At 65.9% G+C, this 6789-nt stretch carries 7 protein-coding genes; 3 read left to right on the plus strand and 4 right to left on the minus strand.

Going from position 1 to position 6789, the window contains the following annotated elements:
• Positions 1-158: 158 nt before the first annotated feature.
• Positions 159-1109: a bifunctional Delta(1)-pyrroline-2-carboxylate/Delta(1)-piperideine-2-carboxylate reductase gene (gene lhpI, locus AC1DRP_RS33670; RefSeq protein ID WP_441490232.1), complete on the plus strand. Its 951-nt coding sequence runs from the start codon at positions 159-161 to the stop codon at positions 1107-1109.
• A gap of 6 nt (positions 1110-1115) precedes the next feature.
• On the opposite strand, the gene AC1DRP_RS33675 is transcribed toward lhpI, so the two are convergent.
• Positions 1116-1289: a DUF3309 family protein gene (locus AC1DRP_RS33675; protein ID WP_441507290.1), complete on the minus strand. Its 174-nt coding sequence runs from the start codon at positions 1287-1289 to the stop codon at positions 1116-1118.
• A gap of 97 nt (positions 1290-1386) precedes the next feature.
• Positions 1387-2373, minus strand: a complete 987-nt coding sequence (locus AC1DRP_RS33680; protein ID WP_441507289.1) for a Bug family tripartite tricarboxylate transporter substrate binding protein — start codon at positions 2371-2373, stop codon at positions 1387-1389.
• Positions 2374-2533: 160 nt separating this feature from the next.
• Between AC1DRP_RS33680 and mepA the strand changes: the two genes are divergently transcribed.
• Positions 2534-3481, plus strand: coding sequence for a penicillin-insensitive murein endopeptidase (gene mepA / locus AC1DRP_RS33685; RefSeq protein WP_476770795.1), 948 nt, complete (start codon positions 2534-2536; stop codon positions 3479-3481).
• 8 nt (positions 3482-3489) lie between these two features.
• On the opposite strand, the gene AC1DRP_RS33690 is transcribed toward mepA, so the two are convergent.
• Positions 3490-4620, minus strand: coding sequence for an extensin-like domain-containing protein (locus AC1DRP_RS33690; RefSeq protein ID WP_441507287.1), 1131 nt, complete (start codon positions 4618-4620; stop codon positions 3490-3492).
• 377 nt (positions 4621-4997) lie between these two features.
• Here AC1DRP_RS33690 and AC1DRP_RS33695 point away from each other — a divergent pair, with 377 nt between their 5' ends.
• A complete protein-coding gene (locus AC1DRP_RS33695; protein ID WP_441507286.1) occupies positions 4998-6242 on the plus strand; it encodes an amidase in 1245 nt (414 codons plus the stop codon).
• A gap of 332 nt (positions 6243-6574) precedes the next feature.
• Here the strand turns inward: AC1DRP_RS33695 and AC1DRP_RS33700 are convergent.
• On the minus strand, positions 6575-6789 hold a 215-nt coding region (locus tag AC1DRP_RS33700; RefSeq protein ID WP_476770796.1), incomplete at its 5' end, for a hypothetical protein.

Genomic DNA, 6789 nt, shown 5'->3' on the forward strand with positions numbered 1-6789 from the left:
GCCTCATGGATCGCGCAGGGCAAGCATCGCAAGGCGGCGCGACGCAATCGTCGCGAGGCCGAGGCTCTGCGCAGCGAGGCGCAGTCATTGCGGGCCGCTGTGCCCGATTCCGCCCTGCCGGCTCTGACCAGCCGCAACAACTGATTGACGAAAGACAGATGCGCGTTATCCCCGCGGCGGAGATCGACCGCCTTCTCACTTTCCCCGCCTTGATCGATGCGCTGGATGGAGCCTTTCGCGGCGACATCGTCACGCCTGTGCGCCATCACCACGAGATCGAACGGCCGGCCGATCATGCCACGCTTCTGCTGATGCCGGCCTGGACCGGGCCGACCGCGCCGGAGGCTTTCCTCGGCACCAAGGTCGTCACGGTCTATCCGTCGAACGGCTCGCTGAGCCTGCCGAGYGTGATGGGCACATACTTGCTCATGAACGGTTCGACGGGCGCGCCGCTCGCCGCGCTTGATGGCGCGCGCCTCACGGCCTGGCGGACGGCCGCGGCCTCCGCGCTCGCCGCACGCAAGCTCGGGCATCCCCATGGCAAGCGCATGCTGATGGTCGGCTCGGGCGCGCTGGCGCCTTTCCTGATCAAGGCGCACGGTGCCGTGCGCGATTTCGAGGATATCGCCATCTGGGGCCGCCGGCGCGAGGGAAGCGAGGCGGTGGTGGAAGCCCTGGCCGCGGAGGGTATTACCGTGCGCGTCAGCGACGACCTCGAGGGCGACGCACGGCAGGCCGACCTGATTTCCTGCGCGACTCTGTCGCGAGAGCCCATTGTCATGGGCCGCTGGCTGAAGCGCGACGCCCATCTCGACCTCGTGGGCGCCTTCAATCTGTCGATGCGCGAGGCCGATGACGAGGCTCTGCACCGTGCGCGCGTCTTCATCGACACTGAAGCCGCCCTGGTGGAGGGCGGGGATGTGGCGGTCGCGATCAAGGCCGGTGCTTATGAGGCGGACAAGGTCGCCGGCACGCTGGCTCAACTGTGCCGCGGCGAAGTCGCCGGGGCCAATGAGGACGGCGAGATCACGCTGTTCAAGTCGGTCGGTACCGCGATCGAGGATCTCGCCGCGGCCATGCTGGTCTGGCACCTCGCCAATCCTAGCTGAATCCCGTCAGACACGGACGGGCACGCCCCCGATTGCACCTAGCAGCCAAAGCACCAGAACGACCATCAGAACGACGCCGACGACACCGCCGAGGCCGGCATTGCCGTAGCTGCGATGGCCATAATACCCGCCGCCGCCGAGCAGCAGGATGACCAGCAGAACGATAACGAGTGTAGACATGACGCGCCCCTCTCCCTGTCGCATCGCGCTGCCGCGATGCGACAGGATGCGACAGGGAAACGTCTGGGGTGTACCGAGAGTTCCCCAGGAGTGCCGCTTACTCCACCTTGACGCCGACCTCGCGGATCAACTCGCCCCACTTCTTCATTTCCGCCTGCAGAAAGGCGCCGAGCTCTGCCGATGTGTTGCCGACGGGTTCGGCCGCCAGAAGGTCCATCTTGGCCCGAAGCGCTGGATCGGCGAGCCCGGCCTTGGTGTCGGCATGGATCTTGTCGATGACGGCCTGCGGGGTCTTTGCCGGAGCGAAGAGCGCGAACCAGGAGGAGACATCGAAGCCCGGAACGACGTCGGCAATCGGCGCGAATTCCGGAGCGGTCGCCGAGCGCCTCGCCGTGGTGATGCCGAGGCCGCGGATCGACCCCGAGCGGACATGGGGCAGCGCCTGGGTGATGTTGTCGAAGATCAGGTCGACCCGCCCGCCGATCAGGTCCTGCGTTGCCTGCGCGGTTCCGCGATAGGGCACGTGGACCATCTTGGTGCCGGTCAGCTTCTGGAACAATTCGCCGGAGAGATGGACCGAGGTCCCGACGCCGGATGAGGCATAGGTCAACTTGCCGGGATTGGCCTTGGCATAGGCGACGAGCTCAGCCGTGTCCTTGACCGGGAGATCCTTGTTGACGACCAGCAGGTTCGGCACCAGCGCAACCATGGTGATGGGGGCAAGATCCTTGGCCGGGTCGTAGTTCAGCTTGGCGTAGAGATACTGGTTCGTCGCCATGCCGACGGAGACGATCAGGAAGGTGTCGCCATTGGGCTCCGCCTTGGCGACGACATCGGTGCCGATATTGCCACCGGCACCGGGCCGGTTCTCGACGACGATGTTTGTGCCCCATGCCTGGCCGAGCTTGTCGGCGACGAGGCGCCCAAGCACGTCCGTCGCTCCCGCTGGCGGGAAGGGCACGACGAGTTTCAGCGTCCGGCCCTGCGGCCAGGAGCCCTGCGCAAAGCTCGCCGTGCCGGGCAAGGCCAGGCTTGCACCAAGCCCTCCAAGCAGCGCGCGGCGGTTGATCGTGGTGTCCGTCATCAGCGTTATCTCCTCCCATGGGCGCGCGATCTTCTTCTGGGCGAAGGCGCCCGATCGCTGCGTAGCCAAGGCTGCAACCCTGCGTAGGCGTTGTCCATGCCTGATACGTGTGACGTTTCTCGTGCTTGACCTGATCTCCAAAACCCGGCGTTCTCGGGCGATGCAGAGCACGAATCGCCCGCTCCTGGCCCTGTCCGCCTTGCTCCTGGCCGCGCTGACGGCACCGGTCGTGCATGCGCAGTCGACTGCGGAGGAGGAAGCGAAGCGCCGGACGGCCAATATCGCGGCCTTTCCCGAGGCGGCGCGTGCCCTGTTCGGGCAGAAGACGACGCCGGCCAGCATGCAGGCCCGTGCCATCGGCTCCTATGCGAGGGGGTGTCTTGCCGGTGCGACGACGATGCCGGTCGACGGCGAAAGCTGGCAGGTGATGCGGCTGGCCCGGAACCGCAATTGGGGCCATCCTGCGCTGATTTCCTATCTGGAGACGCTTGCCCGCAACGTCCCCAGGATCAACGGCTGGCCCGGCCTGCTGGTTGGCGACATCTCCCAGCCGCGCGGCGGCCCGATGCTGACCGGCCATGCTTCGCACCAGATCGGCCTCGATGCCGATGTCTGGCTCACGCCGATGCCGAAGCAGCGCCTCGACAGTGACGCGCGCGAGAATATGTCGGCGGTGAACATGGCGCGAGCCGACTGGCGCGATGTCGACCCGAAGAACTGGACGCCCGCCCATACCAGGCTGATCAAGTCCGTGGCTGCCGAAGCGCGTGTCGAGCGCATCTTCGTCAATCCCGCGCTCAAGGTTGCATTGTGCCGCGAGGCTGGTGCGGATCGCTCATGGCTCGAGAAGGTCAGGCCGATGTGGGGCCATAACTACCATTTCCATATCCGGCTGAGCTGTCCGGCGGGAATGGAKGGGTGCTCCGGCCAGGAGCCGCCGAATTTTGGCGACGGCTGCGGCGCGGAACTGACCGGCTGGGTCGAGCGGCAATACAAGGCGATCTTCAATCCGCCCAAGCCGCGCCCGGGACCGAAGCCCAAACCGAAGCCGCCGATGTCCGTCGATGCATTGCCGGCGGAATGTCGGCAGGTGCTGGTCTCGCGCTGACGCTGCCCTCAGTAGCGCCGGCCGCCGCCGGTTTGCGCCCGGCCGTAAGCGAAGGGGTCGTTGCCTGGCGAGATCTGCGGCTGTGCCTGCTCCTCGCCCTGCATGTCCATGACGCCATTGCCCTCATCATCGCCTACGATCAGTTCTTCGGCCGGCGGGACGGAGCCCGGCAGCCTCAGCGGGCCTTGCGCCGCGCTCGGTGGTGTCTCCGGTCGGTAGCGCGGCGGGTTGAGCGGCTGCTCGTCGAGATAGCGCCGCTGTGCATCGAGGCTCTGGCCGCCTTGATGGTTTGCGACCGGATAGCCGCCGTTGACCGCGCCGGGGGGGCGCAAGCCGTCGCTGGGCTGCCGTAGCATGCTGCCTGAGGCGCCTGCCACCATGGGTGGGAGGTTGTCGCGCATGGACTTCTGCGCGGTCGAATAGGTGCGTGCCGGGTCCGGCGGCGGCAGGTTGTAGTTCGGGGTGTATTTGATCACCGGCTTGCAGATCTGCCGGCCCTTGGCGTGGCGCGCCAGATCGATGTGGAAGTGATCGTAGTGGAACATGTCCGCACCCGGCCCGAGCACGGTCGAAAACTGCTGGCAAGCGCCGACGAAAACCTCGCGCAGGAAGGCCTGCTCTTCAGGCGAGCCGTGCCAGCCGTCCTTGACGGTGATGTTGCGCCCGTCATTCAGCCGGAAGGAGAACACGTCGACGGCATTGCCGAAGGCATGCTCGGATGTGCGGCTGGTGCCGGTGCCGTTGTTCATCGCCCGGCAGGAATAGGAGCCTGCCCTGAGCTCGATCACCTGCGCGCCGAGTACGTTCTGCGCCGCTGGTTGCACCACTTCGGCCAGCCACTTGTCGGTGGTGGCGACGATGGGGCAACCGAGCGTGGCATTGCTGGTGAGGTGAACCGAGCCACCCGAGAAGGCGGAGACACGGAGCGGCCTGGTCATGCCGCAGGTGCCCGGCCCGTCGATCGGCTTCTCGCGCAGGCTGACATAGGACGAGAGCGGGACCTGACGGGAGGCCATGCAGGCGGCTTCCGCCTGGTCGCGCCAGGCGGCACGCTGTGCTTTCTGGAACTTGCCGCAGCCGGCAAGTCCAGTGGCGCCGATGACGCCGAGCGCGAAGAGGGCGAGATGAACGCGTCGCATGACCGATCAAATGCGACCCGGTTGGTGAACGGTTTCTCAACCCAGTGAGCCCCGTACGCCACAGGCGGATTAACTTTGGAGCGGCGGTTAACGAGTGGTTAGCGGGCCAGTCCGGCCTGACCTAAGGCGATCCGGCGCATCGACGTCATGCGCCAAGGGGGATGTCCGGCGGTATCGCAGCGCGCTGAAATCATGCCAGCATCTGCTCTCAGCATCGGCCCCTAAAAGTGGAATGCAGTTTTTGGGAAAGCCGATGCAACGCAGAAGACATCGGCCCCTAAACGTGGAACGCGGTTTTCGGGAAAGCCGATGCAGACACAGGTGGTTGGATCATCGATCCGACGATCCAACCAAAGCCAGCCCTTCGAGGATCTCGCATGCTGTCCGTTCGCGCCATTGCCCATCAGGTTTCCAGCGGCGCCGTGAGCGCGTCGGCCGCGCTGGCCGATTGCGCCACCCGCATCGCTGCCAAGGAGCCCGACATTCGCGCCTTCGCCAGTCGGCCCGAACGGCTGGAGCCCGGCTCCGGCCCGCTCGCGGGGGTCGCATGCGGCGTCAAGGACATCATCGACACCGCCGATCTGCCGACCGGCATGGGCTCCCCGATCTATGATGGCTGGCAACCGCGCGCCGACGCGCCGATCGTGATGGCGCTCAAGGCCGCCGGGGCGACAATCGCGGGCAAGACCCACACCACCGCCTTTGCCTTCCTCGATCCGGCGCCGACGCGCAATCCGCATGATCTTACCGCGAGCCCGGGAGGGTCGTCGGCAGGTTCGGCGGCGGCGGTCGCAGCCGGTATGATCCCCTTGGCGATCGGTACGCAGACCGGGGGCTCGGTCATTCGGCCCTCGTCCTATTGCGGTGTCGCAGGCATCAAGCCGTCCTATGCGTTGCTGCCGACCGTCGGCATCAAGCCCTTCTCCTGGTCGCTCGATACCGCCGGGCTGATGGCAGCGAGCGCCGACGATCTGGGTTTTGCACTCGCGGCCCTGACGGGCCGGCCTGAGCTGGACGCTGACATGGCGAGGCTGGAGGGCTCGCGGATCGGCGTGACGCGCCAGCCCTTTGCCGGGGAGCCGGAGGCGGGTTCCGAAGCCGCGCTGGCCGCGGCTCTCGCTCTTGTCGCGAAGGCGGGAGCGACCGTGGTCGAGCTCGCGACGCCGCGGGCCCTGGTTGAAGCCTTCCACGCCCATGGCCCGCTGCAGGATTTCGAGGCCGCGCAGGCGCTCTCCTGGGAGTATCGCAACCATCGCGGCGTGATCCCGCCCAAGCTCTCGGCCTATCTCGATGCGGCGGGAGCCGTTTCGCCGACGCAGTATGACGACGCGCGTGCGCTATCGCGCCGCGGGCGTGATGCCTGCCGTGACCTCTTCGCCGGGGTCGACGTCGTCGTGAGCTATGCCGCGCCAGGCGAAGCGCCGGATACGCTGGGCTCGACCGGCGATTCCCGCTTCAACCGATTGTGGACTTTGCTCGGCACGCCATGCCTGACGATTCCAGTGACGACGGGGCCTCGCGGATTGCCGGTGGGGGTTCAGATCATCGGTCGTTTCGGAGCGGATGAGCGCGTCATCGCTGTGGCGAAGGCTTTGGAAAGACTTGTCGTCTCAAGGAGATGATCTTCTTTGTCCACAAATCAAATCAATGATTTAATGAAGTGTTAGGGATACAATAGGCTCTGCCACGCCGCCGTCATGAGGCAGCCCCCTTGCGGCCATCGTCAGTTCTGCTAGCTTCGGTGACAGGTCAATGACAAAGGAGGATGCGATRAGCCTCACGCTGAGTCTCGACCGGTTGGCGATGGGCGCGGCCTTTGTGTTCATGATCGCCATCGTGTTGGGGGCGTTCTGACTGCCGTCAGTCTTAAGTCGAATGGACCGCAAGAGCGTTTGAAAAAAGACGCCGCCGAACACGGGTTCGGCGGCGTTTTTCTTATGCCGGAATGGGTCGATCAGCTTTCCGGGCAGGGATTCTCCGTGATCTGCCAGGACATCATGTTGATGACCCGGCCGCATTCGGCGAGCCGCCGCCCCTGCGTCGTCTTGATGCAGGCGGTCAGCCCTTCCGCAATCTTCCGTCCGTCGCTCCAGCAGAAGCAGAGCGGCTCGGGCGCCTGCGCGAGCCGCGGTGGATCGAGGGCGACAGCCGGTTCACCCGCTCTCGGTG

Source organism: Allobosea sp. 01N443, from assembly GCF_056399325.1.

Bases quoted from the DNA above. Each gene is read 5' to 3' on its own strand.
- AC1DRP_RS33675 (WP_441507290.1), bottom strand. From the start codon at position 1,289: ATGTCTACACTCGTTATCGTTCTGCTGGTCATCCTGCTGCTCGGCGGC.
- AC1DRP_RS33680 (WP_441507289.1), bottom strand. From the start codon at position 2,373: ATGACGGACACCACGATCAACCGCCGCGCGCTGCTTGGAGGGCTTGGT.
- AC1DRP_RS33690 (WP_441507287.1), bottom strand. From the start codon at position 4,620: ATGCGACGCGTTCATCTCGCCCTCTTCGCGCTCGGCGTCATCGGCGCC.
- AC1DRP_RS33695 (WP_441507286.1), top strand. From the start codon at position 4,998: ATGCTGTCCGTTCGCGCCATTGCCCATCAGGTTTCCAGCGGCGCCGTG.